The following is a 25564-nucleotide window of genomic DNA, read 5'->3' as shown; positions in this document are numbered from 1 at the left end:
AACCTTTACAGAACACCCGAAAACAGCCGGGCGAATGATTCTTTTGATCTTTCAACAAAACCTCTTTTATAGTACTCTACAGGACTTATTTTAACGCTCTCCTCCATATCCTCCTCATAATGGGCGACAAGATCGCGGATGGAGCTTGTGCCGTATAGGAATACATTTACTTCAAAATTCAAGTGGAAACTCCTCATATCCATATTGGCTGTTCCAATCGAAGCGAGAATTCCGTCGACGATAATGATTTTTTGATGTAAAAAGCCTTTTTTATAAGAATAAATCTCCACTCCGTACCGCAGCAGCTCCGGGAAGTAAGATCGGCTCGCATATTGGGTGAGGAAGCTGTCGTTAATTTCCGGCACTAGGATACGGACCTCCACCCCTTTAGCTGCCGCTACCCTCAACGCTGTCCTGATTGATTCGTCTGGAACAAAGTATGGCGTGGCAATCCAAATGGATTTGGCTGCACTAGAGATCATGGAATAATACAAATCACTCATGATGCCCTGCTGTGTATCAGGACCGCTTGCAACAACCTGCACCGCCCCATCCAGCACATCATCGTCAATCGGATACTTTACATCTCTATATTGCTCGAGTACCTCTTCTTTACTGACATATTCCCAATCCAGCAAAAATACTGTATGAAGTGTGTAAACAGCCTCGCCTTTTAGGATCATATGGGTATCCCGCCAGAAACCGATTTTTTCGTCTTGGCTCAAGTATTCAATGCCGACATTGAGGCCGCCTACAAAACCGACCTTCCCGTCAATTACTACAATCTTGCGGTGATTGCGGAAATTGAATTTCTGATTGAAAAATCCGTATTTTAGAGGGGAAAAAGGCCGTACTTTAATGCCTGCTCCCTCCATGGATTGCAGATCCTCCAGGGAAATGCCCATGCTGCCTGCCGCATCAAAAATAAACAGCACTTCCACACCTTGCTTGGCCTTATCAATTAATATATTTATGATTTCTTTTCCAAGTCGATCTGAACGGAAAATATAATATTCCATATGGATAAACTCTTTTGCTTCTCGCAGTTTTTTCTTTATTTCATTAAAGGTTTCCTCGCCATTTTTCAGCATCTTTGCCCGCGAATTGGTGCTAAGCGGCGTTAATGCCACATTATTGGCAAACCTGGCAAAGCATAGCTGGCTGTCCTGCAGGAAGGAAATATCCGGGGTATCCTCTCTCTTCATCAGTCTTTTCCATTCATCCCGGTCCCTGCTCCTTTTGCTTTTAAACAGATAGCCTTTCAAGTAAAGCTGTCCGGAAAACAAGTAAAAAAGATAACCAAACACCGGGAAAAACACAAGAACATACATCCATAAAAGGGTCTGATGGGGGGAACGGTTTTCGAGCATCAATGAATAGGCACTTATTAAAATGGCCGTGCCATACAAAATAACAGCACCTATTTTGATTAGTGTGCTGGCATCTGTAAAAAATATCGTATAGGCTGATACAATTAAGATAAATACAAAAAGTGACTCGATTCTGCGTCTTCTCATGGCCCACTTCTCCAACTCTAAAAAGGTTACAATTATGTAAGTATCTTATACCCTTCCTGATGCCCAAAAGAAACCAGGTACCATTAGTTTTTCCTATTTTCAGGAGAAGAAAGCATTATTGGGCAAAAAAAGAAGCCTTGCCTTATTGCGCAACGCTTCCCATTTTATTATCCGCCTCCGGTATACCGATTGTCACCCATCATATAATTCGAGTTTTCTCCCGGCTTTTCGTTTGGGCTGATGCCTTTCTGCAAGGTATTATTATTCTTCTTTCGCCTGCGGTCAATGCTGTAGGCAAAGGCAAGGGTCACTAAAATTAAACCAAATAATACGCCCATCTTTCGTCCCCCTTTTTATATGTATATTCATCATCGGCAAACCTTTGCTTTAATATTCGAGGGGGGAAATTCTTTTTTCCTCTAAAAAAGAGAGCTATAAATTATAGCCCCCTCACTTTACATTATTTTCTCATGTTCTCCTGGTCTTTCAAACGGTTCTGCTGATCCGGCAAGCGTTCCTGATCCTTCAGTGATTGCTGCTTGTCCTGCTGGGACTGCTGCCCTTTTACAACATCTTTTAGGTCTTTGCTGTTTTCCTGTGACATTTTAATCCCTCCTGTTATCCTTTTCATTCCTGTTCCCCTATCTTGGTTGGAAAAAACTAATTTTTATAAAAAAGTAAAAGGGTTTTGTGCAGGTACAGAGAAACTAATGGAAATAGAATTATAACCATAGGGGGAGTTGCAGGGTGAAAAAGTGGTCAACAGAAATAGAAATTCAAGCTCCGATAGAGAAGGTATGGGGGCTATTAAATGGTTCTGAGGAAAACATGCAAAAAATCATGCCCCAGGTGGTCGAGCATAAGCCGGTTAAAATAACAGATGAAGGTGTCGGAAGCATCTACCGGCAAAAATATAAAGAAGGATCAAGGGTTGAAGAATACGAAGTAGAAACCCTCAAGTATTCGGATACTCCAGATCATAAAGAGCTGAAGGTCGGATTTCGCCTTGCTAATATGTTCGATATCACAGCCCACTATGAAATGGCCAAATTGAATGAGAATAGAACCCGGTTCAAATACACGGCCACGAACCAGCCGTTAAAATGGTTTGTAAAACTCTTCTTAATGTTTGCGAATGACAAGGTCGTTAAAAAATTTGCGGAGCGGGTCAAGCATGTAGCGGAGGCAGAAGCGTGAAGGAGGCAATTAAATGGAAATAAGGCTATTACAGCCTGATGACGCTGTAAAATACAAAGAATTGAGATTAGAAGGATTAAAAAAGAACCCGGAAGCATTTGGTTCAAGCTTTGAAGAAGAAGTTGGGCGTCCCCCTGAAGTTTATGGAGAAAGGTTTAAAGCGGAGAACTCCTTTCACTTTGGTGCATTTGAAGGCGGTCGGCTTGTGGGCGTGGTTAGCTTAGTAAGGGAAACTGGATTAAAAATGAAGCACCGGGCCAATATTTATGCAATGTATGTGACCGAACCGTCCCGGCAAAATGGCATCGGCAAATTGCTGGTTGGCGAAGCATTGGAAAAAGCGCGGGCATGGGACGGGGTTGAACAAATCCATTTGGCTGTCATGTCAGAAAATGCGCCAGCGAAAAAGCTTTATTCCGCTTTTGGGTTTGAAGTATACGGCAAGGAGCGGCATGCCTTGAAGATCGATGGTGAGTACTATGATGAGGAACTAAGGGCATTGTATTTTTAACTGCACAAAGGCAGCTTCCTGTTTTAGAGGGGGCTGCCTTTTCTGGTTAGCGCTCCACATAAAAAACAGCGCCCCGCTGCAGCAGGGCGCTATCTTTCTAAGTTCTATTTTCCTTTATCTTTTCCTTTGCCTTTCAGATCAACACCGATGGCTGCTCCGTTGCGGCTGGAGTCTGCCACGCCTTTGAAGGTACCATTTTCATGGTCAATCAAAATGCTCTGAACGTTTCCGATTGTTGTCGGATTCGGACCGAAGTTATGGCCCATCTCATTCAGATGATCAAGGACTCCCCCAGAAATCCCCTCTTCATAGCGATAGGAATTCAAATTGTTCGTATAGATGCGCGGCTCCTCTACCGCAGCCTTTAGTTCCATATCATATTCGATTGCATGAAGAATGGTTTGCAATACAGACGTGATGATAGTCGGACCTCCTGGTGAGCCTACTGTCAGTACAGGTTCTCCACCTTCAAAAACAATCGTCGGTGTCATGGAGCTTAACGGACGCTTGTTCGGCTGAACTTCATTGGCTCCTCCTGGAACTGCATCAAAGTCTGTCAGCTCATTATTCAGCATGAAGCCGTATCCGGGAACCATTATGCCGGTCCCAAATACCTGTTCAATTGTTGTTGTATAAGAGACGACATTCCCCCATCTGTCTGTTACTGAAAAATGGGTGGTCTCGCCATATTCGCGGTCATTTGGCTGATAAGCCGCTTCATAATTTGCTGCGCTGTTTTCATACTTCCATGGATCGCCAGCTTCCGGATTTGCATTCACTTCATCCAGGCTGATCAGCTCCTGGCGCTCTTTAATATATTCCGGGTGGAGCAATCCATTAGTTGGAACATTTACGAATTCCGGATCGCCTGCATATGCCGCACGGTCCGCATAAGCTAAATGCATCGTTTCAGCTAGCAGGTGGTATTTTTCCCAGGATTTTAAATCATACTGTGATAGATTAAAATCATCCAAAATCTTCAGCATCTGCAGCAAAAATACACCGCCCGAGCTTGGAGGAGGCATGCTTGCTATTTCATATCCCTGATAGTCTCCCCAAACCGGTTCATCAATGGTCACGTCATAGTCTGCAAGATCTTCCGGCGTCATCGATCCGCCGAAATCCTGAACAACACCGGCGAGGGCTTCAGCAATTTTCCCATTATACAGAGCGTCTGCCCCTTCAGAACGAATCATTTTCAAAGTCTTTGCCAGGTCTTTCTGTACAAGATGGTCCCCTTCTTCCATAGGTTCTCCATTTTGCAGAAATACTTCGCCTGCAGCCGATCTGTTCAGCTTATCCTGATTATCGGCAATTGCATTCGCCAAAACCGAATCAATCGGGAAACCTTTATCAGCCAGCTTAATAGCCGGGCCAATCAGCTGCTGCATTGGACGTGTTCCCCACATATCCAGAGCCGTTTCCAATCCTTTCAAGGTCCCTGGTACCCCAACTGCAGTACCGCCGGTTGAACGCTCAGAAAATGGAATTGGATTCCCGTTTTCATCCAGGAACATATCAGGTGCTGCCCCGGCCGGAGCACGCTCCCGGCTGTTAATGATGGTCGTTTCCTTGGTCTCACCATCATACACCATCATGAATCCGCCGCCTCCAATCCCTGACATCATCGGTTCCACCACGTTGAGTGCAAACTGGACAGCAACTGCAGCATCAATGGCGTTACCTCCCTTTTTCAAGACATCCGCCCCAATCTGCGATGCGAGCGGATGGGCCGAAGCCACCATCCCGTCATCGCCGACGTCAACCTGGCTATAGCTTTCATAGTCATTTTTAGGCTTTTTTGCCTGGCCGGTTAAAGGCATTGTCCCGGCCACTAGTAAAATACTAAAAAAAACGGCTAAACTAGCTTTCCAAATTCTCTTCATCTTTTTCCTCCTTTATTAGGTTTCTTCATGTCTACCGTAAGAGGCTGGAAAAAGATTATCAAGAAATAAGAGTTAATATTCTGAAAGTTAAAACTATTGAACTATGAGCTAATATGTAAAAAGTTCCAAATAACTTAGCAGACTAGGAATAAATGAGGAGTTATTTTTTATACATGTTTTCCCTTTAAAAAATGGGGGATTCTTTGGGAGAAACAGCGTGAGGGGCTATTCCTCCCAGCAAAAAAACTGATTTATCTTTCAGTTCCAGTCTGGATGCGATCTCATTAGCAAGGATTGCAGGCATGACTCTTGAACCCATTCCTCTCCCCTATCTACCAGGGCAAACCTGTTCCGTATTTTTTTGCTCTTGCCTCGCTGTCTTTTTTGCGTTTTTTCCGGATTTCAGCGCGTTCTTTGGCTGTTTCATATAAACTCTTTTCTTCATCAGTTTCTGGCACTACGGAAGGCACTGGAGTTGGCTTGCCATTTTCATCGATGGCAACCATCGTCAGGAAAGACATGGCGCAAACATTTCGTTTGCCTGTGACAAGATCTTCGGCAATTACTTTTACAAAAATCTCCATCGAGGTTCTGCCTGTATATGTTACAAATGCTTCCAGGCAAACCGAATTGCCTTCATATACGGGATGAAGGAAGTCAACGGAATCAGTAGATGCCGTTACGATATTTTTTCTTCCGTGGCGCATAGCGGCAATGGCTGCCACATCATCTATATAGGCCATAAGCTTCCCGCCAAATAAAGTTCCGTATGTATTCGTATCAGGCGGCAGAACAATGCTTGTTTTTACTGTAAAAGACTCTCTGCATGTTTTGGTTTCATTCATGTTGTTTCCTCCTGAAAGCTATAAATATTTTCTTCAAGCATACCAAAAGCTTCTGGCTAATAAAAATAATTTGGAAAGTTTATCAAAATTATGTTGCCAAAAATATCCTTAGCGGCATATAATTTTATTGACCAATGTTCAATAATGAAAGGTGATTTGATGAGCCCAAGAAAAGCAGCCCAAGATGACCTAACAAAAGAAGCGATCATTACTGTAGCACGTGACCTGTTTGTACGGGAAGGATACTCAGCCGCATCCATGAGAAAAATTGCGGTTACCCTCCACTGCAGCCACGGTGCCATCTATTATCATTTCAAAAATAAAGCCCAATTATTTTATGAAATCATTGAAGCCGATTTTCAGAAGCTCAATCAGGTGCTGGAAAGTGTTCTGGCTGAGCCTGCAGAAACCAATGAACAAAAGCTATATAACATTCTTTATCGGTATATCCAATTCGGCCTTACCCATCAAAAACATTATGAATTGATGTTTTTGATTCGGGACGATGACGTTAAAAGCTATCTTCAGGAAGGACCGAATAAAAGCTATTTACATTTTGCACAGGCTATTAACTCCCTCACCGAAAAACAGCTCTCCATAAAGGAGATATGGTCAATATACCTAAGTATGCACGGTTTTGTGACTCATTATTGCAAATCAGAAACAGCATTTGAAGAAGTGAAGGAACTAGCCTCTTCACATGTGAATTTTTTAATCAAAGCGATTAGGTAAAGAAATGAAGCTTCATTTCTTTTATTTTCACCCTTATTTGAACAGTGGTCAATTAAATGTGAAAAGGATGATAAATATGTTTAAAACAGCTGCAGTGCTGGGAGCTACCGGCGGAATGGGCTATGCTTTGACAGAGGCTCTTTGCCATAAAAATATTCGAACAATTGCTTTTGCGAGATCAGAAGAAAATTTACTTAAGTACAAAGAGGAGTGGGGTCCAAATGCTGAGGTTTTTGCAGGAGATGCCATGAATCAAGCTGATGTTGAAAAAGCTGTTTCCGAAGCGGATGCCGTATTCCATGCTATCAATATCCCTTATCAGAACTGGGACCCGGCACTGTCTATTATCCTGGATCATATCCTGGACGTTTGCCGCAAGCAGAATAAGCCATTTATCTATGTTGATAATATATACTCCTACGGTCGGCACTCCATGCCTGCCACCGAAACATCCGCCAAGAATCCACACACAAAAAAGGGCAAGCTGCGCCAAACCTTAATTGAGAAAATCAGGAATTCAGGTATGCCTTACATCATTGCTCATTTCCCTGACTTTTACGGCCCGCATACAGGCAACACCCTTTTACAATACACCTTCCAGCAAATTGTGGATAAGAATAAAGGCATGTTTGTCGGTAAAACCACCATACCCAGAGAGTTTATTTTTATAAAGGATGGGGCCAAGGCATTAGCTGACCTCGCCCTAAAAGAAGAAGCGTACGGTGAAGTATGGAATATTCCAGGGGCAGGAACGATTACAGGTGAAGAAATCGCCCGTATTGCATCCCGGCTTCTCAATAAACAAGTCTCTTTTAAGCCTGTTCACAAATGGATGATCCGTGCCATTGGCGTCTTTGATCCTTTCATGAAGGAATATACCGAAATGATGTATTTGAATGAAACCCCTGTAATTCTAGATGGCAGCAAATACGAAAAGCGCATTGGAGATCTTCCTAAAACAACTTATGAGGATGGAATTAAGCAAAGCCTGGAACATTTACAAAATAAAATAGATAGGAATGCCGCAATTTAACGGCATTTCTTTTTTCTATTTAAAGAAAGAATTTTTCTTTCTTCCCCTCAATATATCTCCCATCCATCCTTTTTTAACGAGCATAATGTAAAGAGCTGCTGTTGTCGCAACAATTACGAATAGGGATAATGGATATCCAATTCTCCAGTCAAGCTCCGGCATATACTTAAAGTTCATACCCCACAGCGCCCCCCATGATGCTACTGGAGTCATTAATGTGGTTATAACCGTCAGCGTTTTAACAATCTCATTTCCGCGGTGCATAGATACCATTTCTTCAAAATTCACCAGATCATCAATTTCCTGCTGATATTCCCTTACAAGGGTATATCCCCTCTCAATTCTTTTACAGGTTCTTTTGAATTCCGGTCCTTTAGTTACCTCTTCCCCAAAGGCTTCCTCAACCCCCAGCCTGATTTCTTTAACTGGAATCATTAAATTTTTCCATACTAAAATCTGATGGCGGAGCTGATAGATTTCTTCGAGGCGATTAATATTGTTTTTCTCTTTTATCTTCCAGAGCAAATCATTTAAACGGACTTCAAATTTATCTATCTTCTGGATGTTATCACTTAAAACTTCACCCAAAATGACAAAAAAACCATCAATTGCATTGTTTGTATGATCCATTTTTTTTAAAAGCAAAGAGTTATCTGATTGAATGACAGAGGAATCAAAATTTACAGTTATAAGAAAATCCCTCGTTAAAAAATAGTGAAATAAACTATTTTTTTCTTGCTCGCTGGTTGTTTGCTGATATATAAGCGAGCCGCTTAAAAACTCTTTTGCACGCACCGTAGTATCCATTTCCATCACATTTGTTTTGCTCTCAGATGTTTTTTCTGCCCACCTCTGTAAAGCATCTTTATAATCAGGATTCAGTTCCCAGTCAATTTCATCAATATGGTCATAGCGATGCCACTTCCAATTATTCTCACTGTACTCTTTTTTCATCTCCATCTTCCTTTCCAGCTGGAGCCTTTCTCTTCCTATTTCATGTTTCCCTTCTCCCCTCCTCATTAAAACCTTACAAAAGGAGTAATTATTTCTTGAGCTGGAAACAATGTTAAAAGAATAAAATGTTTTCATTTTAAAAGGCCGGGTAAATGTAGAGTAAGAAAGACAAATTTTTATATTTAAAGAGGAGGAGCATAATCATGAATTCTCGTCCATTAAATCCATATTTATTAGCCGGTGTCGGAATTACTAGTATTTTATTATTGGCCAGCAAGAACAATAGAAACAAAGTACAATCCCTTGCTGTAAAAATGAAAGGCATGATTCCTGACCGTTTCCTTAATGATACAGTGCCGGCAGAAAAGCTGGGGCACCCTGACCCGCATAATATTGAAGACAACAAAATGGTCGATGAAGGGTCCATGTATTCAGTTCAATACTATAATGAAACAGTACAACAATGACCTAAGGACCAGCTTCCTTAGGTTTTTTACATAATTTTGAATAATCGGAGGATTAGAGATGGGTGTCCTTTTTATCCTGGTTTACTTGGGAATCGTTCTGGCTGTGATTGAAATAAATACGCTTCTTTTTACTTATACAGGGCTGGATAAGCATATTGCCCGGTTTCAGGTTATCTCAATGCTAACGGGCACAGGGTTTACAACAGGAGAGTCGGAGCTCATCATTGATCACCCAATCCGCAGGAGAGTTGGGGCGTTTTTAATATTGTTTGGCGCCTTTTCTCTGGCCGTGATTATTTCAGCCATCAGCAACCTTCTTTCAGATGAATTTTATACAAAAAATATCTCGATTGTGGCTGCTGTCTTAATTATGATTATCTTTATCTTAAAAACGCCTTATGTTAAAAAGCTGCTTTCCAGCAAGCTCGAACATGAGCTCGAGGAGCACTACGATTTTCGCGATTTGCCGATCAGGGATGCCCTGCTCACGGATGAAAGTGATCATATATTAAATTACTTCATAGATCGTTCATCTGATTTTGTCGGCAAAGAGCTTGGGGACGTTATTGAGGAGGATGAAGATATCCTTGTTCTCTACATCCAAAGAGGTGATGTGAAAATCAGGAAAAATCGGCTGGTCACAGAAATCCAAGAAGGAGATCATGTTATCTTATATGGCGATGAAAAAGCAATTGAAAGAAAGTTTGGCCCAAAAAAAGATAGACAGAAATAAAGCACCTTCTGCTAAGTAGAAGATGCTTACTTTTTTTGCTCTTTTGGCCTTCAACTGGAACGAAATGATTTGTGAATAAGACGTTTTCCAGAATAAGTACCTTTACATAATACTAGTAAGTTGCCATGGAAGATTTGCACTTTTGCCTTAGCGCCGCAATGTCTTCCTTGCAAACCCCATAGGATAGCCACGATCACCCGGCACAGATAACATCCAGGTCATCCGGCCTGACTTTTGCAGCAGTATGAGAAACAAGAACCGATTTAGGATAGGCTTCTCCATCCTTCAAACCCAATTGTTCGATTACTTTCCTGTCCATTCTCAAAACATGATCGTTGGAATTCTCGCTCGCTTCACATTTTGATATGCCATTGTTCGGGCATGATTTGCATATTTTCTCCACAAACTCAGGACTGTAGCCCATCCCTTTGAATCCGTGAACACAAAGTAAATGATGTCCCCGCAAAACCATTGCCATCCTTCTCAATCCTTCCATCATAAAAATTTCCCTCTACTTTATCAGATTTTTCAGTTAAACTGTTTGGCAGGGGAAAGGAAAAGAGTCAGTCCGATTTTCCGGCACACGGTTACATAATGCATCATGGCGAGGAGGACAGCACCGGTATTCATACCCATAATAATCCCATCCATCTGAAGGCTGTGCATCGAGCCGAGCAGGAACATCACTGAAAAAGAAACCACCGTGGACCAGAGAGAATGATATATGGTATCCATCATGAGCCCCAAGCCGATTAAATAGGCCTGCATGGGTATAATGAAAAAATGCAGCAGGAAGAATGGCCAGAGCAGCTGCAAATATATGGCTGCATCTGTTGAATGGAAAAATACCTCCGTCAGCGGCCTTGCGAAAATGTAGAATAACCCGACGGATGGCACTCCATATAGGAAAGTCACGAAGAACACCTGCTGCAGAAGGCGCCGAAGTTCCTCCAGATTTTTATCTGCATACTCTTTAGATACAGTCGGAATCAGTATAATTAAAAACGAATGAGCAATGAACGCTGGAAAAAAGCCAATTGTCATCGCCACACCTGCAAGCATCCCAAAATGTTCAGTTGCCACTTCCCCCGGGACGCCTGCTTTTAACAGGGCTCCTTTAATTAAGAACGGCTGAACGGCATGTGTCAGTGCATGAAATACTCTTAACGCTGTAGTAGGAACGGAAACAGATATTAAATTTTGCCGCACGCTTTTTCCGCTAAGAATTTCAGATGGCTCTTTTTTGACACGCTGATACTGAATAATAAACATATGAAGCAAATAAAGGAAGACAACGATCTCGCTCCCTATAAATGTACAAAAAGCGATAAAAACCGCCGTATCCGTATCGAATTGAAAGGCCTGATACAGCACGACCAGCAATAGAAGCTGCACAGATTTCCGCAGGAAATTCGAGGCTGCAATTTTCCCCATTTGATGCTTGCCCATAAAAAAGCCCCGGGCTATCGAGGAAAAAGACACGATCGGAATAAACCCAATGACCATCCACCTTAATAAAGGATGATATTCATCAAAAACAGATACAAATGGAATAATCGCTGCCGCAAGCGGCACCAGTATAGCCGTAAAGATGATGGTCAGCTTAATCACATGGTTAAGCATGCTTTTGTGATATTTTTTATCCTTCTCGGCAATAAATTTCGATATGGATATCGGAAGCTCAAAACTTGCCAAAAGAACGATCAGGAAGATGGTCGGCAATATCGACATATACATGCCGAGCCCCCTCTCTCCCAGTTCCCGGGCGAGGACCATATTCACGACAAACTCTATACACTCGCTGGCGAACGCTGCCAGCGCAAGCAAAACAACTCCCTTGAAGAATTTACTCATTGCGCCTCTCCTTATACATTGCAGATTCTATATAAGATATGAGACATGTCCCTATAATATTAGTTATCTAAGATTAAAAAGTTTTATTCTAAAATAGAAAAAGAGGCCAGCTATGATTGGAGGCCTCCTTTTCCTATTAAAAGACAAAGACATGTGCAATTAATACAATGATTGGTAAAGTAATGATTGTTCTTTGGATAAAAATTATGAATAAATCTGTAAAGGTTAATGGAATATTCGAGCGCAGAATCAATATGCCTATTTCAGACATATATACTAACTGTGTTAAGGAGAGACCTGCCACTACGAATCTCGTTAACTCGCTTTCAATTCCACTGCCTATGACTGCCGGCAAGAACATATCCGCGAAACCAACTAGCATAGTTTGGGCTGCTGCACCTGCTTCAGGCAATTGCATAAACTCCAGGATCGGAATGAGCGGATAAGAAATAAATTGAAAAACAGGTGTATATTCGGCAATGATTAAAGCGGCAGCTCCCAAACTCATCACAAGCGGAATCAGCCCCATCCAAATATCCAAGACCGTTTCAACTCCATTGGATAAAAGCTTCTTTGGCCCTGGAGCATTTTTGGCCTTTTCAACTGCTTGCTGCCAGCCCCATGTTACATGCGACACCCCTTCTGGAATCGTTTCATCGATCTGCTGGCCCACTGGTTCATAGTATGTGTCCGCTTTTCTGGAAAGAGGCGGAATTCTTGGCATGATCAATGCAGCCACGATACAAGCTGCTGATACTGTTAAATAAAACGGAATGAATAAGTGGCCAAGCCCTACCACATTTGCTACCACTAAACTGAAAGCGACAGAGGCAATTGAAAAAGTTGTGGCGATGACAGCTGCTTCTCTTTTTGTATAAAATCCTTCGTCATATTGCTTTGTTGTAACAAGTACTCCAACCGTACCAGCCCCCATCCAGGAAGCAAGACAGTCAATTGAAGATCGGCCGGGCAATGTAAACAGCGGCCGCATAAATTTTTGTACAAGTGCCCCGATGAACTCCATTAAACCAAATTCCACTAACAGCGGGAGAAGAATTCCGGCAAATAAGAACCATGTTAAAAGAACTGGAGCTAAATCGTACAGTACCACTCCTCCTGTATTTCTGGACCAGATAAATTCTGGCCCTGCTTCCAAAATGGTCATCAAACCAACTGCGAAGCCAAGTATTCTCATGATTAAACCGAATTTCCCGGTATCAAATAATCCTTTAAGAAATTTGTTATCCATTATAAACGATGGCTTAAACACTTTCGTAATAATAGAAACACCAGCCGATAGTCCGAGAATAAAAATAATAAATGCAGGCATTTGCTCACTAAAAGCATTGCTTAAAAAGGATGCCAGGATTCCAACACCAATCGTAACATCTCCCTGAAATTTAACCGGAACCAGGAATAATAGCGTTCCGATTAAAGATGGAATAATAAATTTCCAATACTCACCTGTGACTGCTTGCGGTTTAACTCTTGTTTCAGCCTTCATGCTAAGGTCCCCCTTTTTATTTGACAACAACAGATTCATGCTCTGTCAGTGCTTCATCCAAAACTTTTAGACCCTGATCAATTTGCTCTTTTGTCACAATGAGAGGAGGAATCATTCGAATAACTTCACCTGAATTTCCGCATAAATAGAAGAGAACACCTTTATCAAGCGAGGAATTCAGAATTTCCATTACAGCATCCCCATCAGGTTTACCAGTGTGCGGATCAATGATTTCAATGCCAATCATCAGCCCCAAACCTCTGACACTCCCCACAGCAGGGTGCTTTGCTTTCAGCTCATGGAGTTTCTTTAACGCATAATCTCCCATTTGCTTAGTGTTTTCCAAGAGGTTCTCAGTTTTTAAGATTTCAAGAGAGGCCAAGGCTGCAGAGCATGCAATTGGATTTCCGCCGAAGGTTGTTCCATGGGCGCCCAAAGGCCATTTCCCCATCAGCTCTTTAGATGCTGCAGTTGCGCTTAGTGGAAGACCGGCAGCAATTCCCTTAGCAATGGCCATTATATCCGGATTGACGCCAAATGCCTGTGCCGCAAACCATTCACCTGTACGCCCAAAGCCGGTTTGCACTTCGTCAAAAATCAGTAAAATACCATACTGATCACAAATTTCCCTGATTTTCTTCATCCACAATATTGGCGGAATGATATAGCCGCCTTCTCCAAGGACCGGTTCAATAATCATGCAGGCAACCTCTTCAGGATCAACCTGATGCTTAAACAATGTTTCAACGTCCTTTTCCAGTTTGCTTGGGAAGTACTCTTCAGGGTCTTCTCCATACGGGCAATCCTTTTCATTGGCATATGGCAGCTGGTAGGTCAGCCAGGACGGCTGCTGGTACTTTCTATATTTGCTCTTGGATGTGGAAACGCTTAATGCTCCCATTGACCGTCCATGGAAACAGCCGGTGAAGGATACAACATAAGGTCTTTTTGTGACATACTTTGCCAGCTTTATAGCTCCTTCAATTGCCTCGGTACCGCTGTTCGCAAAGAAAAAGCAATCCAGGTTTCCTGGCGTGATTTTTCCTAGTTCTTCTGCGAGGCGAAGGATCGATTCATAGATGATAACACCTGATGGGCCGTGAACGAGATGATCCGCACTGTCTTTGATGGCCTGTACAACTTTGGGGTGGCGATGGCCGACATTTTCAACCGCAATACCTGATGTAAAATCCAAATACTCCCTGCCATCCACTCCGTAGTAATAACAGCCTTCCGCCTTCACCACCGGCAAATTTGGATGATCTTTTGCCATGCTGGGCGCCAATAAATTTGAAATGTTTCCGACAAGATGACTCCAATTTTCTCCGTTCATACTATCCCCTCCTGAATAAATACGCTGATGCAAAAACTCAATGTTTCTCTGTTAATTCTTTAATGCAATATTCATGCCAAAGTATGTATTAACAATCATATTTTTTTAATTTTCTCACTACTGAGGGTTGGCTGATTCCTAAGGCGTTTGCAATTTGAGTCGTTGTTCTATAGCGATTTTTAGCATTGATTAAAACTTTTTTCTCAACCTCCTCCAATATGGAAGGCAGCGATTGTCCATCGAAATGAATTAAATCGTCTACTTTCTCTTGCATATGGTATTCATAAGGCAAATCCTCTTTTGTAATAATCGAACTCGTGCTTGTAACGATTAACCGCTCCATTAGATTCTCAAGTTCTCTTACATTTCCCTTCCACTCAAGCTGCAGCAAGTGATCGACCAAAGCTTTATCCAGCTGACGCTCCCGGTGATGGCGCTTTGAAATCGCCTGGAGAAAATATTGGATTAAAGCAAATAAATCTTCCTGCCTTTCTCTTAATGGCGGTATCTTTAGAGGTACCACATTAAGACGAAAGAATAAGTCTTGCCTGAATTCCTTCGTTTGAACCGCTTTCTCTAGATCCTTATTTGTAGCCGCCAGCAAGCGAAAGTCTGCGTGTACCGGCTTTGTTCCTCCTACTCTATAAAACTTCTTGTCCTGTATAAATTTCAGAAGCTTTGCCTGAAGATGCCCCGACAGCTCGCCAATTTCGTCCAGGAAAAGGGTGCCTCCCTTTGCCATTTCAGCAAACCCCATCTTCCCTTTGTTTTTGGCACCTGTAAAAGCCCCCCCTTCATAGCCAAAAAACTCAGCTTCAAAGATTGACTCCGGAATGGCACTGCAATTGACTTCAATAAAGGGACCGTCCTTCCGGATGCTATTTTGATGGATCCATTTAGCAAGAGCTGACTTTCCGACACCTGACTCCCCTAAGAGCAAGACAGTAACATCCACATCCCTTATCCTTCTAATTGTTTCAGCGACATTTTGCATTGGCAGGCTGTCAGCAATCATTCCATCCATTTTGATGCTCTTTTTGCGCAGAAGATCAAGCTCACTTTTTACCCTGGCCATTTCTTCCTCAACGCTATTTAGGTATTCTTTTATGACGAGGAGTTCTGAAACATCATAGGAATAACTGACAATATGCTCGATGTTCCCAACTTCATTAAAGACGGGAATACCCGTTACTAATATCTTTTTTCTAGACCCGGCCTTCTGGATCAAAATGACTTTCTTTTTCTTCTTTAAAACTTCCGGCGTAATAGCAGGCTTAAAAACTCCTTTTCTCTCAAGCTCGTATACCGATTTCCCCAAAAGAGCTTCCGGTTCAACACCGTAATGGCTGCCGCTTCCTTTACTGACTTTTATAATTATGCCGTCTGAATTGGTCACCATAATATCTTCTTCCAATGAAGAAATGACTTCCTTTTCGTTGTTCCAGTCCATAAAAAAGCTATTCATTCTTTTAGGCCTCCAGAAATTATTCATTTTTGAATAATGCACCTTCATTGAAATTAAGCATTTTGATTGGATAATGCACATTTTTATTCAGATTTAAATAATTATTCAGATTTGTATAACACTATACAACAAATAGATGCTGACGAAAAGATGCAAACTGAAAAAACTTATAAAAATTCATTTTTTTGTATAGAAAAAAGAAGGCTAAACATCTGTTAGCCTTCTTTCATCTTTATAAAATAGCATCCAATTTTCCGTAGAGCCCTTCCCTTTGTTGTTCTAATTTTTCTTTTTCCTTATAAAGTATCTGCAGCTTTTCCAGGTCGGTTTCCGATTCCAGCACCTCTTCTAACTTCAGGAGAGAAGATTCTAGTGCTTCAATTTGATTTTCCAATTCCTCCGGGGACAACTTATTTTTCCTTTCTTTTGGCGGAACAGCCTCAATTTTTGCCTTTTTTATAACAGGAATTTCGTTCGCCGCTTTCCCCTTCTCCTCCATTTTCTTTCTGGCACGGTCATAATTTCCTTCGAAGAAATGGACTTCCTTTTGATCGATCCAGTAGATTTTGCTAAACAATCGGTTAATAAAGTAGCGGTCATGGGAGACAGCCAAAATGGTTCCCTGGAAATCATCCAGTGCCTCTTCCAGTACCTCTCTTGATTCGATATCCAGATGGTTCGTCGGTTCATCGAGAATTAGAAAGTTGATATCCCGGTGCATGAGCTGGGCAAGGCGAAGCCTCATTCTTTCCCCGCCGCTCAAGTGCGAAACGTTGCGGAAAACGGTGTGTCCATAAAAGAGGAAACCTGCAAGAATATGTCGAGCCTCTCCCTCTGTAACAGATAGCCCCTCCCTAAAGGTTTCGATCACTGTTTGATCATTGCTATCTGAAAAAACATGCTGAGAAAGGTAGCCTATTTTCAGATTGCTCCCTCTTCGGACTTCACCAGCATCCGGTTCAAGCTCCTTCATAATCATTTTAACCAGAGTCGATTTCCCTGTACCATTATCCCCCACAATAGCGGTCCGATCCTGGAGCTGAATGTGCATGCTGATATTTTGGAATAACTTTTGGCTGCCAAAGGACTTGCTAACCTCTTTAATCATCACCACATCTTTTCCGCTTCGTTCAGCAGCATCCAGCTCGATATACATTTTTTTTCGGTTTAGTACTGGCCTGTCAAGCTTCTCTATTCGCTGGAGGGCTTTTTCCATGCTGCTTGCCCGTCTATGGAGACCGGCATTAGGCGGAGTGCATTGATTAGCCCACTCTCTTAGCCGCTTGATTGCTTCCTTTATCTTTTTGATTTTTTTCTGCTGCTCTTCGTACTGCTGAAATTCCCTCAACAGCCTTTCTTCTTTCTCTTTTACAAAGCCGGAGTAATTCGTTAGGTAAAGAGTAAGTTCTCCGTCCTCCAAATCAAGTATCTTGCTTGCTGTTTCATCCAAAAAATAACGGTCATGTGAGATAAGGACAACGGTCCCTTCATAATTTTTTATAAAACCAGCCAGCCATTCGACTGCCTTAATATCCAGATGATTTGTCGGCTCATCCAAGAGAAGCAGATTCGGACTCTTCAGGAGCATGCGGCCGAGGCATACCTTCGTTTTTTCGCCTCCGCTTAGACTGCTGAAGTCCTTATCCAGTAAGCTTCCGATATTAAGGCCATTTGAAATTCGGTCAATCTGGCTATCCATTTCGTAACCATTTTCCAGTGCAAACTGGTCCTGTAGCTCTCCATATTCCCCAATAAGTTTATTTAATTGATCCGTACTAGTTTCTTGAGTCATTTGCAGCTCCATTTGCTTCATCTTTTTTTCCATTTCCAGCAGATGGACAAAAGCCATTTTTAACACATCAATCGATTTCATATTTGCAGGATAATCCGGTATCTGCGCCAGATAGCCAATTTCACATCCCTTCCTCCAATGAATCTGGCCTGAATCCGGCGTCTCTGTGCCAGCTAGTAATTTGAACAAAGTCGTTTTGCCGCTTCCGTTCCTTCCCGTCAAACCAATCCGGTCTTTCTCATGTATTTCAAATGACAAATTTTCAAAAACATTATTTCCACCGTACATTTTTCCGATTTGCTGTGCACTGCATGCGATCATATTTATTTCCTCCGATTTTAAAAAAATTTGCACTGATAAGCTTGCCTGTTGATCTGCTCCAGGCACTCGCCTTCCGCTCCAAGCAACAGGATGCCAAATCAACAATGAGCTTTAATATAACCCCAAATTCAAACGCAAAAAGACCATAGGAAAGCATGCTCCTATGGCCTTGGTAAAAGTAAAAGTCCAATTAAAAAGGAGAGCCTGAAGAAGCCCTCCTTTTACCGTTCTTTTCTATATTCTATAGTGGCTAAAGAGATGTTCTCACTGTTTTGTTTTCATTATGAAGTTTGCTAAAAAAGGACAGACGTCTCCCGTTAAAAGCAAAACCATGAAAAATTGCACGGTAAATTGTCAGGAATTCAATCCACTCACCACGTGCCAAAACAGTTCCAATCATCTCTTCTCCACCTCCATTTCTAATAAGTTAGTTTTATTTTAATATTTCTTCTATTCAAAAGCAATGGTTATCTTCCTAAAGTTTCCATCAAATATACTTGTTGAGATTATTACGGTCCAGAAGTGGTATATATTCTATCAAGGGAAAGGGGAAGGATACTATTGTTTCAAATATTAGCCTACATGCTTATGGTTACAGTAAATGTGCTGGCAAGTATTTTGCCATTAAACGGACAGACAACAGGTGAAATTTCCAATAAGCTGGATGTTCTTTTCACTCCTGCAGGCTACGTGTTCAGCATTTGGGGATTGATTTATTTACTGCTCGGGATGTGGATTGTGAGGCAATTCCCTGAAAAACGCAGAAACCTCCCAATCTATAAGAGAACCAGCAAGTTGTTTATTCTGACCTGCATTTTAAATAGCTTATGGATTTTTACCTGGCATTACGAGTATTTTCTGATATCAGTATTCGTTATGATCTCACTGCTTTTTGCTTTAATCAGCTTATATAGGAAAGCAAAAAATTCAGACCCGGACTTTTGGGATATTGTACCGTTTTCCACTTATTTAGGATGGATATCGGTAGCCACCATTGCAAATAGCAGCTATTATCTTGTGTATATAGGCTTGATCGAGACTGGGCCGCCTGAAATATGGTGGACATATATCATGCTTGCTTTCTCAGCCGCTTTGGCTTTAATGTTTCGCATTAAAAATGACGACTGGGTTTATCCCCTGGTATTTGTGTGGGCATTTATCGGGATTGGGATTAACAATTTTTACGATTATCCAAACGTAGCATTTACAGCGTACTTCCTGACGTTCTTTACCGCTGCAGGAATTATGCTGGCGACTAAAATAACAATCCGCTATAAGTTTCGCTGATAATCACTTTCCGCTACAACAAAAAGGAAGCCTTCATCTGCAGGCTTCCTTTTCTTTATTGTTTCCACGTTTGGACTTGGTCTGTTTCCAGTATTCCAATGGTCACATCACTAATATCCGGATCATCGAGCAATTTATTTCTTACTCCTATTTTAATGTCATCAGCAACAGCAAGTGTCAGGCCTTCAACTAGCTCGATATAGCCCTCCACATGGTATCTTCTTCCCTCTTGGATGAGCCTCAGCTGTTTGATATCAACAACATCAGGGTCATCAAGAATAATTTTGGCAATGCGGTCTTCGATATCTTTTGGTGCAGCAACACCGATCAAGCCTAGGGTGTTCTCAAAACCTATTTTGATGGCGATTCCAACCAACAGAAGCCCAATTAAAAGGGTTCCCACGCCATCGAGGAAGTACAAGCCTGTGAAGTGGGCAATGAGAATGGATATAAGGGCAAGGAGTGCACCAAATGTAGCAATGATATCTTCATAAAAAACAAGCCGTGTTGGAGGAGTGGCAAGCCCGACATTTTTAAATGCCACTGGCACTACTCCCAGGCCTTTTGCCGGAGTTCTGGTTTCATGGGCAATTTCCTTCATTGCCTTTACTAAAATAAAGCCATCTACCAGAACCGCCAATATCATAACGCCTACATTAAGCCAGAGATCTGTCGATTCCTTCGGATGCTGAATCAGTTCCCAGCCTTTATGTATCGTTTCGTAGGCCATTATGGAAATGACTATAACCGCTATCAGAACAAATAGGTTAATGACTCTGCCGAATCCGGTAGGAAACCTCTTGGTTGGTTCCTTTTCAGCAAGAGCACTGCCAAAGAAGACAAATCCCTGGTTAAGGGCATCTGCCAGCGAGTGAAGAGTTGTAGCAAGCATAGCCCCGCTTCCGCTAATCATTGCCGCTGCCCCTTTGGCAATAGTTAATGCCGTATTACCGAGAGCGGCCATTCCTGAAGATTTATTCCCTTTTTTTAGTAAAGCTATAACTGACATTTTATCACCGCCATATTATTTGTTTGTTTTATTGTTACCCTTATGTTCTGCATATGAATCATGATTTTTTCCATTGCGGCTATCAGCGCAAAATAAAAAGAGCTAACAGATTAGCTCTTTCAACTGCTATTTAACTAGCGAATGCTTGAAGGCATAAATAACAGCCTGGGTTCTGTCCTGAACCTGCAGCTTGCTTAGGATGTTGCTTACATGTGTTTTGACTGTTTTTAAGGCAATGAAAAGTTCGTCGGCGATTTCCTGGTTCGTTTTGCCTTCTGTCATTAAAAGAAGAATCTCCATCTCACGGCTGGTCAGCTCTTCATGGGGCTGATGCTGGTTTTTCTGCCTCATTTTCACCATCATTTTGCCGGTGACTTCCGGCTCCAGCACGGATTGGCCATGGTAAGTGGAACGGACGGCATCAGCGATTTCACTTGCTTTGGAGGTTTTCAGCATATAGCTTGTCGCCCCTGCTTCAAGTGCCGGATATACCTTTTCATCATCAAGGAAGCTTGTCACAATAATGATCTTTGCTTCCGGCCATTGCTCGATGATATTCCTTGTTGCCTCAATCCCGTCCATTTCCTTCATGACCAAATCCATCAATATAATATCCGGCCGCAATTCAAGTGCCATTTTAATAGCTGTTTTCCCGTTATCCGCTTCTCCTACGACTTCTATATCCGGCTGTGCCGTCAGATAAGAAGATACTCCGATCCGAACCATCTCATGGTCATCGACAAATAAAACGTTAATCATTGGCCTCACCCTCTGCATTTAGTCTTGCCTCATAGCAGACATTTCTTACATAATCGGAACCTTCACCTCAAGGCGTGTTCCTTTGTTTTTCACACTGATGATTTTCATGCTCCCGCCCACTTCAGCTGCCCTTTCGTACATATTTTGCAGCCCGTAGGAACCGGCTTTTGTTTCCTCAACATCAAAGCCGACCCCGTCATCTGCCACACGCAGAATAGCATATTCATCCCTTTGAATAAGCAGCACTTCCAGATTATGCGATTTCGCATGGCGGAGTGTATTGGAAACAGCTTCCTGAAGAATGCGGAACAAGTGGTCCTCCACTCCTTTATCAAGCGGAAAGTTTTCCACTTTCCAATCAATCTCCAGTGCTACTTTTTGAAGCAATTCAACAAGCAATTCTTCAATTCCTTCTTGAAGGGTTTTGCCTTTGAGTGCAGCCGGACGCAAATGCAAAAGCAGGGCGCGCATTTCAAGCTGGGATTGGTGGATCATTTCTTCTACCATTTTCAGCTGCTTGGCCTGCCTGCCTTCCTGGTCCTGCTGGGTTTCATTTATAGCAGACATCATCATAGATGCTGCAAAAAGCTGCTGGCTGACTGAATCGTGAAGCTCACGGGCCAGTCTGTTTCGTTCCTGAGAAATGATTTCCTGCATTCGGCTCTCTATATCTTCGGCTTTTTCATTCGCAAGCTTTTGAGAGATTTTTGCCTGGTCAGCAATGTGCTTTTGTATATTTCCAGCCCTGCTGGCAATAGATTGCAATTCTTTGCTGTTGTTCAGTTCATCCGCATCAAGCTGGCGCCCTTCTTCAATCTGATGAAGAAGGCTATCAACTGTCTGAAGCTTCCGGCGCCAATATAAGCCTGACATGAATCCAATAGTCAGGCCGATTGCCAGGCTGACGCTTGGCACGAATAAAATAAACGGGATATCGAGTACCTCTGTCTCCCATAAATCCCCCCAATCGGGAACGGGAAACATGGTGAAAAAGGAAGCCGTCAGGACAGCAAGAATCAGGAGGGACATGCTGGCTCCCCAAACAATTTGCCGCTGGATGGTACTCATACGCGCTTCACCTCGATATCGCCTACTAACAGTGAGGTAAAAATTTTGATGCGCTGCCCAGATTTTTCATAGCCTGGCGTCTGCAGATGCAGGAATTGGTTAATAAGTTTTGATTCTTCGTATTCAAATATTCTTGCAGCGCCGACAATGGCAGAATGGCTAGCACTTACTTCCACATCGTAAGGAACAAGCACCTTTACATTGCCGATAAAGTTTCGGATGAAGATGACGGTTTCTCCCTTTGGAAGGACGGTATAGCTTAAGTCAATGACTGTATCGCCAATGCCGGTCTGTATATTAATATCATTCCATTCATACACTTGCTCTGGCGTTTTTTGCTGGCCGACAAATATATTGGAAAAAAGAGGATCCTTTTTGATGACCGTTTCTTTTTGAAGATTGACAGTTGGTTCTTTAAACTCCGGCTGGATCTGTTTCGGATCCTTTTTGGATTGTGCAAACTGAATCAGCAGATGAATCAGGATAGCCAGCAGGAAAAATTTTAACGTCATCATGCTAAATACATTGATGAGCAGAAAAATTAACCCAAGCCAGAAAATCCATTTTCCGGAGGTGCGAGGCATCCACTTTCTTCCAATATACACCATTCCAATTGGCACTAGAAGAGAGAAAATCACTCCTCTATTAAAAAAGGCAATTTCCACAAAGAGGACGACAATGCCCACCATTACGATCCAGCTTAAATAATCGCTTTTTATTTTATAATTCATGAGGCATCCCCCCTTCTGCGTGATTGGAATGATCAGAAAAGCGCAAGGCACCCGCTTATGGTGAACGCAGACTAAAAACGCCACGTCCTGTGGCAACGTCTGCATGACCCGCATCCTCCCAAAGCTGCCACTTTTGGTCGTGCGATGAATAGGCTGACGAAGCCTTCTTTATCCTGCGGACCTCAAGCATAAGACAAGCCGGCATGAAGGTTAGTCTTTAACCTTCTTGACGGATTGAAAGAAATGTTGAGGCGACTGCCCAGGGACGACAAGCATAAGACGGTCCCTGTAAGAAGGTGTTTTTTCCTTCTGGAAGGGGACGGCTTATGACCTGGAGTCCCTTGGAGCCGAAACTAGACACGCTTATGACCTCGAGCCGATGGCGCCTCCTCCCAAAAGCTGCCGCTTTTAGTCGTGCGATGATTACGCTGCCGTAGATTTCCTTGTGGAGCTAAACAGTTATCTAAGTTCAGATTTAACTTATAAAAATATGGCCGAAAAGGCGCAGCATCCCTACGCCTTTTTAGAATACCATTTTTTGTTCATAAAATAGAATCAGTTTTTGTCTTTTCCGGGAAAAAAGAGACAGTACGGACTTTAAAATTAGCCGCCCGGTCCTTTTAACTTAAAGCTTTGTTATACAGGCAGGTTTCTAGTTTGGTTTAAGCTTATCTAACAGGTTTTAAAATTATCTAGCATATTTTAGGGTTTATCCAGCAGGTTTCGAATTTTATCTATCGTTATTCTGAATTTATCTAGTCTTTTTAAAATTATCTAACATCTGCACAATTCAACGTATTATAAAACTGGCTTCTTCTCGAGCTCTTTTTCAAGCTGCGCGATGCGGGCATCAATTGTGCTGCGGTGGTATGAGCTTTTTACTTGGTGTTCCAGACGGTCAAGGTATGATTCGATTTCCTTGAATCGGGAGAAAGATTTATCGGAATAGCTGTTGTTATCCAGCACCTTATCCATTTGATGGTTGGCACGCGTTATGTTTTCGCGGCCCATTAGTTCCATGCGGCGGATGTGCATATCCTTGAGCTTATGTTTCATTTCTTCATATTTTCTTTCAAGTTCTCCCATTTGCTGGGTTGCTTGAGTTAATAAATCTTTTAAACGATTGGCGCGCTCTTCATATTGCATTTGTTCTTGAGCTGCAAACTGATAGAGTTCCTCTTCTCCAGCTTGTGCAGCAATTTCAGCCTGGCGTTTGCGTTTCCCTTCTAGTTCCTTTGCCTGCTCGTATTCACGAGTGAACTCTTCCTTTAATGTATATTGGCGTTCCAAAAGCTTACGGACCTTTTCTGTTTCGCGCTCACATTCGCGAAGATACTGATTCAGCAGAGCTATCGGATTCTTTTTTTCCTTTGTATCTAATGCTTCATGCAGGTCAGCCATCACTGTATCTTTAATGCGTGTAAATAAGTTTGCCATAAATATCTCTCCTTTTTGAACTCCCATTTTATTAGTTTTGCTTTAATTCAGCCCACTGCTTTTCAAAGTTGGCAAAAGGGTCCTTTTCTTCTTCTTTTACAATAGAACTTGATTCGTTCCATTTTTTATAGACAAGGTAAAGGACGTATGCAGCTGCAAGGCCAAGAATGGCCGGGAAGTTCGATGCTGTAGCCATAAAGGCGATAAAACCGAGGACCCCGTATCCGACTTTCGCTAAAGTGCTTTCCGCTTTTAAAAATTGTTTAAACACAAAGTATAGAATCGCCGCACTGACTGCCAGCCCTACCATTGGGCCTAAATTCGAAATCAGCACGATTGCTGCAACCCCACCTGCTATCATTAATCCAAGTTTTTTCATTTTCATTTCCTCCTTTCTTGATTTCATCTTACCTGTATTTTGACTTTGCAATAACGAGCCTCAGCTTTATTTTCATATAAGACCTGAGACGTAGCAGCTAGTCGGACTCTTTTGTCCAGGCTGGCAAATATGGAAAAAGAATGTATGTTAGTGTTCAAAAAAGCGGGGTACACAGGGGATATGCAAACAACTAAGGATGCCTAATGCGAAGGTTTTTCTAAAATTAATAGAAATGAGGTCCTCATATGTTTGGCTATGATGATTTTATGAAGTTCATTCAGGCCTTTTTCGTTGTATTTCCAGTGGTCACACTTATTCACTTACTGGGGCACATTTTCTTTGCAGCCATCTTTGGCGGAAAAGGGATTCGCGTTGTCATCGGATCAGGCAAGCTGTTATTTTCCCTGAAGTTTTTAGAGGTTAGGCACTTTTACTTTTGGTATGGAGGGTGTGAGTATATCTCTTTAAAATATAATAATAAACTGACGAAATCACTGATCTTCTTAGGCGGTTCGATTTTCAATGTAGTAAGTATTTTTCTGGTTAATTATTTAATCAGAATTGATATTATTGAAGCTTCCATGCTCTGGTATCAGTTCGTCTATTTCTCATTTTATTATGTGTTCTTCGCCCTGCTGCCGATGGATATGGCAGACGGCACTCTTAGTGATGGAAAAGCGATGTACAAGCTATGGCGGAATAAAAACAAAGATGATTCCTCGGCGGACTGCCGGCGAAAAGTATTTTAAT

General features: G+C 42.1%; 26 protein-coding genes and 1 pseudogene. 8 read left to right on the top strand and 19 right to left on the bottom strand.

The genetic code is table 11. The features are described 5' to 3' along the window. Positions 1–5: 5 nt before the first annotated feature. From cls to IQ19_RS27725, 3 genes are all read right to left on the bottom strand, one after another. Positions 6–1517, bottom strand: a complete 1512-nt coding sequence (gene cls, locus IQ19_RS09500; RefSeq protein ID WP_144542191.1) for a cardiolipin synthase — start codon at positions 1515–1517, stop codon at positions 6–8. Positions 1518–1684: 167 nt separating this feature from the next. Continuing rightward, positions 1685–1855 carry a hypothetical protein gene (locus tag IQ19_RS28080; protein ID WP_199749438.1) on the bottom strand — a complete coding sequence of 57 codons (171 nt, stop codon included), beginning with the start codon at positions 1853–1855 and terminating at the stop codon, positions 1685–1687. Positions 1856–1977: 122 nt separating this feature from the next. Continuing rightward, positions 1978–2148, bottom strand: coding sequence for a hypothetical protein (locus tag IQ19_RS27725; RefSeq protein ID WP_158638757.1), 171 nt, complete (start codon positions 2146–2148; stop codon positions 1978–1980). A 116-nt stretch (positions 2149–2264) separates the two neighbouring features. Here IQ19_RS27725 and IQ19_RS09495 point away from each other — a divergent pair, with 116 nt between their 5' ends. Continuing rightward, positions 2265–2714 carry an SRPBCC family protein gene (locus tag IQ19_RS09495; protein ID WP_144542190.1) on the top strand — a complete coding sequence of 150 codons (450 nt, stop codon included), beginning with the start codon at positions 2265–2267 and terminating at the stop codon, positions 2712–2714. A gap of 13 nt (positions 2715–2727) precedes the next feature. Continuing rightward, a complete protein-coding gene (locus IQ19_RS09490; protein ID WP_144542189.1) occupies positions 2728–3225 on the top strand; it encodes a GNAT family N-acetyltransferase in 498 nt (165 codons plus the stop codon). A gap of 104 nt (positions 3226–3329) precedes the next feature. Here the strand turns inward: IQ19_RS09490 and ggt are convergent, their stop codons facing one another. Beyond that, positions 3330–5111, bottom strand: coding sequence for a gamma-glutamyltransferase (gene ggt, locus IQ19_RS09485; RefSeq protein ID WP_144542188.1), 1782 nt, complete (start codon positions 5109–5111; stop codon positions 3330–3332). 332 nt (positions 5112–5443) lie between these two features. Next, positions 5444–5956, bottom strand: coding sequence for an acyl-CoA thioesterase (locus IQ19_RS09480; protein WP_144542187.1), 513 nt, complete (start codon positions 5954–5956; stop codon positions 5444–5446). A gap of 159 nt (positions 5957–6115) precedes the next feature. Here IQ19_RS09480 and IQ19_RS09475 point away from each other — a divergent pair, with 159 nt between their 5' ends. Together IQ19_RS09475 and IQ19_RS09470 are read left to right on the top strand one after the other, a co-directional pair. Next, positions 6116–6688: a TetR/AcrR family transcriptional regulator gene (locus tag IQ19_RS09475; RefSeq protein WP_144542186.1), complete on the top strand. Its 573-nt coding sequence runs from the start codon at positions 6116–6118 to the stop codon at positions 6686–6688. A 76-nt stretch (positions 6689–6764) separates the two neighbouring features. Next, entirely contained in the window at positions 6765–7721 is a 957-nt protein-coding gene (locus tag IQ19_RS09470; RefSeq protein WP_144542185.1) for an SDR family NAD(P)-dependent oxidoreductase, read from the top strand. Between the two features lie 15 nt (positions 7722–7736). Here the strand turns inward: IQ19_RS09470 and IQ19_RS09465 are convergent, their stop codons facing one another. Next, positions 7737–8675, bottom strand: coding sequence for a magnesium transporter CorA family protein (locus IQ19_RS09465; protein ID WP_144542184.1), 939 nt, complete (start codon positions 8673–8675; stop codon positions 7737–7739). 203 nt (positions 8676–8878) lie between these two features. Between IQ19_RS09465 and IQ19_RS09460 the strand changes: the two genes are divergently transcribed. Continuing rightward, positions 8879–9142 carry a hypothetical protein gene (locus IQ19_RS09460; protein WP_144542183.1) on the top strand — a complete coding sequence of 88 codons (264 nt, stop codon included), beginning with the start codon at positions 8879–8881 and terminating at the stop codon, positions 9140–9142. A 58-nt stretch (positions 9143–9200) separates the two neighbouring features. After that, positions 9201–9875: a TrkA C-terminal domain-containing protein gene (locus IQ19_RS09455; protein WP_144542182.1), complete on the top strand. Its 675-nt coding sequence runs from the start codon at positions 9201–9203 to the stop codon at positions 9873–9875. Positions 9876–10071: 196 nt separating this feature from the next. Here IQ19_RS09455 and IQ19_RS09450 read toward each other — a convergent pair. The 7 genes and pseudogenes from IQ19_RS09450 to IQ19_RS28075 form a co-directional block, all read right to left on the bottom strand. Next, positions 10072–10353: pseudogene (locus tag IQ19_RS09450) on the bottom strand (DUF1284 domain-containing protein); the annotation flags it as partial. A 50-nt stretch (positions 10354–10403) separates the two neighbouring features. After that, positions 10404–11729, bottom strand: coding sequence for a polysaccharide biosynthesis protein (locus IQ19_RS09445; protein WP_144542181.1), 1326 nt, complete (start codon positions 11727–11729; stop codon positions 10404–10406). 136 nt (positions 11730–11865) lie between these two features. Continuing rightward, the gene (locus tag IQ19_RS09440) at positions 11866–13233 is read right to left on the bottom strand and encodes a YjiH family protein (RefSeq protein ID WP_144542180.1); all 1368 of its coding nucleotides are present in this window, start codon (positions 13231–13233) and stop codon (positions 11866–11868) included. A 16-nt stretch (positions 13234–13249) separates the two neighbouring features. Beyond that, the gene (locus IQ19_RS09435; protein WP_144542179.1) at positions 13250–14566 is read right to left on the bottom strand and encodes an aspartate aminotransferase family protein; all 1317 of its coding nucleotides are present in this window, start codon (positions 14564–14566) and stop codon (positions 13250–13252) included. A gap of 88 nt (positions 14567–14654) precedes the next feature. Beyond that, entirely contained in the window at positions 14655–16031 is a 1377-nt protein-coding gene (locus IQ19_RS09430; RefSeq protein ID WP_144542178.1) for a sigma-54 interaction domain-containing protein, read from the bottom strand. Positions 16032–16263: 232 nt separating this feature from the next. Then, positions 16264–18144: a ribosomal protection-like ABC-F family protein gene (abc-f, locus tag IQ19_RS09425; protein ID WP_144542177.1), complete on the bottom strand. Its 1881-nt coding sequence runs from the start codon at positions 18142–18144 to the stop codon at positions 16264–16266. 250 nt (positions 18145–18394) lie between these two features. Then, positions 18395–18544, bottom strand: a complete 150-nt coding sequence (locus IQ19_RS28075; protein WP_199749437.1) for an RAxF-45 family protein — start codon at positions 18542–18544, stop codon at positions 18395–18397. A gap of 188 nt (positions 18545–18732) precedes the next feature. Between IQ19_RS28075 and IQ19_RS09420 the strand changes: the two genes are divergently transcribed. Further along, a complete protein-coding gene (locus IQ19_RS09420; protein WP_415801811.1) occupies positions 18733–19431 on the top strand; it encodes a TspO/MBR family protein in 699 nt (232 codons plus the stop codon). 55 nt (positions 19432–19486) lie between these two features. Here the strand turns inward: IQ19_RS09420 and IQ19_RS09415 are convergent, their stop codons facing one another. The 6 genes from IQ19_RS09415 to IQ19_RS09390 form a co-directional block, all read right to left on the bottom strand. Then, positions 19487–20440: a cation diffusion facilitator family transporter gene (locus IQ19_RS09415; protein ID WP_144542176.1), complete on the bottom strand. Its 954-nt coding sequence runs from the start codon at positions 20438–20440 to the stop codon at positions 19487–19489. A gap of 126 nt (positions 20441–20566) precedes the next feature. Continuing rightward, the gene (locus tag IQ19_RS09410; RefSeq protein ID WP_144542175.1) at positions 20567–21199 is read right to left on the bottom strand and encodes a response regulator transcription factor; all 633 of its coding nucleotides are present in this window, start codon (positions 21197–21199) and stop codon (positions 20567–20569) included. Between the two features lie 45 nt (positions 21200–21244). Then, the gene (locus IQ19_RS09405) at positions 21245–22267 is read right to left on the bottom strand and encodes a sensor histidine kinase (RefSeq protein WP_144542174.1); all 1023 of its coding nucleotides are present in this window, start codon (positions 22265–22267) and stop codon (positions 21245–21247) included. After that, positions 22264–22998 carry a cell wall-active antibiotics response protein LiaF gene (gene liaF, locus IQ19_RS09400; protein ID WP_144542173.1) on the bottom strand — a complete coding sequence of 245 codons (735 nt, stop codon included), beginning with the start codon at positions 22996–22998 and terminating at the stop codon, positions 22264–22266. The genes IQ19_RS09405 and liaF overlap by 4 nt, the downstream gene beginning before the upstream one ends. A 798-nt stretch (positions 22999–23796) precedes the next feature. Further along, on the bottom strand, positions 23797–24435 hold the full coding sequence (locus IQ19_RS09395; RefSeq protein WP_144542172.1) for a PspA/IM30 family protein: 639 nt from the start codon (positions 24433–24435) through the stop codon (positions 23797–23799). 31 nt (positions 24436–24466) lie between these two features. Next, on the bottom strand, positions 24467–24814 hold the full coding sequence (locus IQ19_RS09390) for a lmo0954 family membrane protein (RefSeq protein ID WP_144542171.1): 348 nt from the start codon (positions 24812–24814) through the stop codon (positions 24467–24469). A 245-nt stretch (positions 24815–25059) separates the two neighbouring features. Here IQ19_RS09390 and IQ19_RS09385 point away from each other — a divergent pair, with 245 nt between their 5' ends. Continuing rightward, positions 25060–25563 carry a hypothetical protein gene (locus tag IQ19_RS09385; protein WP_144542170.1) on the top strand — a complete coding sequence of 168 codons (504 nt, stop codon included), beginning with the start codon at positions 25060–25062 and terminating at the stop codon, positions 25561–25563. Position 25564: the final 1 nt, after the last annotated feature.

The sequence above is a fragment of the Cytobacillus oceanisediminis genome, from assembly GCF_007830235.1.
In the GTDB taxonomy this organism is placed as follows: Bacteria; Bacillota; Bacilli; order Bacillales; family Cytobacillaceae; genus Cytobacillus; species Cytobacillus oceanisediminis.
Note: the sequence above shows the minus strand (reverse complement) of the source record. Positions and strands in the feature narration are given on the sequence as shown.